Origin of the sequence: uncultured Streptococcus sp., from assembly GCF_963545685.1 — a bacterium.
Taxonomy (GTDB): domain Bacteria; phylum Bacillota; class Bacilli; order Lactobacillales; family Streptococcaceae; genus Streptococcus.
This window is the reverse complement of record NZ_CAUUKN010000102.1, coordinates 1-2712: the sequence shown is the minus strand read 5'-3', so window position 1 is coordinate 2712 and position 2712 is coordinate 1. Positions and strand designations below refer to the sequence as shown.

3 protein-coding genes are annotated in these 2712 nt (G+C 37.8%); 2 read left to right on the top strand and 1 reads right to left on the bottom strand.

All coding sequences use genetic code 11. The features are described from left to right. Positions 1 to 45: 45 nt before the first annotated feature. The gene (yidA, locus tag RWZ99_RS09295) at positions 46 to 855 is read right to left on the bottom strand and encodes a sugar-phosphatase (protein WP_314678332.1); all 810 of its coding nucleotides are present in this window, start codon (positions 853 to 855) and stop codon (positions 46 to 48) included. A 207-nt stretch (positions 856 to 1062) separates the two neighbouring features. On the opposite strand from yidA, the gene RWZ99_RS09290 reads away from it, so the two are divergent. After that, entirely contained in the window at positions 1063 to 1929 is an 867-nt protein-coding gene (locus RWZ99_RS09290) for a GNAT family N-acetyltransferase (RefSeq protein WP_314678330.1), read from the top strand. 91 nt (positions 1930 to 2020) lie between these two features. After that, complete coding sequence (locus tag RWZ99_RS09285; protein ID WP_314678327.1) at positions 2021 to 2407, top strand: DUF1934 domain-containing protein; 387 nt, start codon at positions 2021 to 2023, stop codon at positions 2405 to 2407. The last annotated feature ends 305 nt before the right edge of the window (positions 2408 to 2712 follow it).

The following is a 2712-nucleotide window of genomic DNA, read 5'->3' as shown; positions in this document are numbered from 1 at the left end:
CGGTCATGCTCAGAAGTACTGAGTCCAGTTTTATAGGTATACATATTATTCTAGAACCCACTTTCTAATAGCATAAGCGACACCAGATTCATCATTTGATTTTGTGATGTGTTTAGCAATTTTCTTGATTTCTGGATTTCCATTTTCCATAACGACAGGAGAACCGACGACCTCCAGCATGGCACGGTCATTTTCTTCGTCTCCGATAGCCATTGTTTCTTCTTTAGAGAGACCAAGTTTTTCAGCAAGGTGCATAACAGCAATCCCTTTGTTAGCTGTCTTCTTAAGAATTTCTAAGTAAAATGGTGTTGATTTTACGATTGTAAAGCGATCATAAAATTCCTGAGGAAGCTTTGCAATAGCAGCATCAAGAATTTTAGGTTCGTCAATATACATGGCCTTAACAAACTCCTTGTCAGCCACTTCTTCAGGTGTGCGATAGTAAATCGGCATATGAACAAGTGTAGACTCATGAACGGTGTAGCGACCAATGTTTCGATTACTTGTGTAGATACCATCTTTAGTAATGGCATGAGAATGAACGCCGAGCTTGTTTGCCAAAACCTCAATGTCAAGGTAGTCTTCGTATGAAAGCGTCTCACGAATCAATTCATTACCAGTAGAAGTCTCTTGGACAAGCCCCCCGTTAAAAGTAATCACATAGTCGCCATCTTGGTTAAGATTGAGTTCCTCAAGAAGTGGAAGCACGCCAGGAATAGGACGGCCAGTCGCAATAACGACTTTTACCCCAGCAGCCTTAGCATCTTGAATAGCTTGAAAGACTTCAGGTGTGACTTGACGTTGGCTATTCAACAGCGTTCCATCAATATCAACTGCAATAAGTTTAATAGACATAATAAGTACCTGTTCCGTTTAGTTAGTTTCCCTTCTATTTTACTAAAAATTAGCCGCTTTGTCATAGTTCTTCCTGAGAAAAATAATAGTGATGAGTCAGAAGTAACAGAACAATGATCAATCTTTAAGGAAAGCTACATTAACTAAGAATTGCTCAAATGATTTTTAATTGGTAAAATAAGGTCAGACAAATAAAGGAGAAGTAAAGTGATTCGAGCAAGCAACCAATTGACAGAAAAAGAACGGAAGGCAGTAAAAGCATTGATCACTAGCTGTCAAGCCTATGACCAAACCTATCGCGAACCTTATCTCTCCAATATGCTTAATTTCGATCCCAACATGCCGGCCTTTTTCCTCTATTATAAAGAGGGAGAGTTGCTTGGTTTATTAACTGTTTATGCGGACAACGAAGATGTTGAACTGAGTATCCTAGTTGATCCCAATCATCGTCGTCAAGGCATTGCGCGTGCTTTGTATAAGAGTTTCGAAGAAGAAACGGCATCTTATCCTATTCAATCAGTGACTTTTCAGACAGAGCGTGTTTTTCTAGATCGTCATCCTAATCTGGCAAGTCATTGGGGGTTGATTGAGGATGAAGAAACGGAAACTTGGCTAGGGAGAGATAGATCACCATATACTCTGGATTCTCGTTCAGATGTTAAGGTGCTTTTGGCAGACTCCTCTTATCCTGAAGAAATTGCCCAACTCCACCACCAAGCCTTTTCTGATGCGAAAGAAACACTTGAGGTGAGCCACAGATATATTGCTGAGGCCTTGGACGATGCCAATAGTTTGCTTTACATCTTACTCAAAGAAGGTCAAGTCATTGGAGTTTGTAAGGTGGATGTATCTGGAAACAGTAACTACCTCTATGGACTTGCTGTAGCAGAAGCCTATCGTGGCAAAGGATATGGGAGCTATCTGGCTAGATCAGTCGTAAATCAACTCATTGTGCAAAATGAAAAGACCTTCCAAATTGCAGTAGAAGATGACAATGTTGGAGCAAAGCGTTTGTATGAAAAAATCGGCTTTGTCAAACAGACTCAGGTGGTTTACTTGAAACAGAAAGTATGACTAAATGTTATTAGAAGAATTTGAAAATGTATCTGTTGTCAGTATCACATTAGAGTTGTAAAAATAAGTATAGTAACAAAAGGAGTAATTAATGGAAATTAAAATTAAAAATAAAATTAAAGTAGGTAATCAAACGGAAGTTATTGAAGAAATCCACACTTGTGAAGTTATGGACAAAGGAGATTATACCTATCTTGTTCACCATAATTCGGAGAAAGAAAAAGTGGTTATTAAGTTGAACAAGGAAGAGTTGGTGATGACACGCTTTTCTAATCCTAAATCCATTATGCGTTTTTCTGCTAAAGCACCTGCCTTGATCCACATTCCGACACCGCTTGGTGCCAAGCATTTTCTAACAGATACTAGTCTATTTGCCCATGACCCAAATGGACAAACAGTTGATGTTCATTATCAGTTGAAGCATCCAGAAACAGAGGATGTTTTTGCTGATTATGAATTAGAAGTTTCGTGGTTTTAATTTTTTAAAGAATAGAATCATTTTGCTTGAAATAATCATGAATTATGTTAAAATGTGAGCGTATAATCAAGGGGGTAGCAGGCGACTTTAATCATGAGATTTGATTAAAGGTTGCGATTATGTCGTCATTACGAAATTTTACATTTCCGGCATATTCTTAAACAGCGAGGCCTGTTTTTAATAAAACTGGTCTCTTTTTGTATGATTTTTTATATAAAAAGAGTCTTGTTAGCCATTTTTCCCTATTTAGAAGGAGGAGATTATTTTGTCTAAAGAACAAAATAAAGACTTATTTTACACACAAA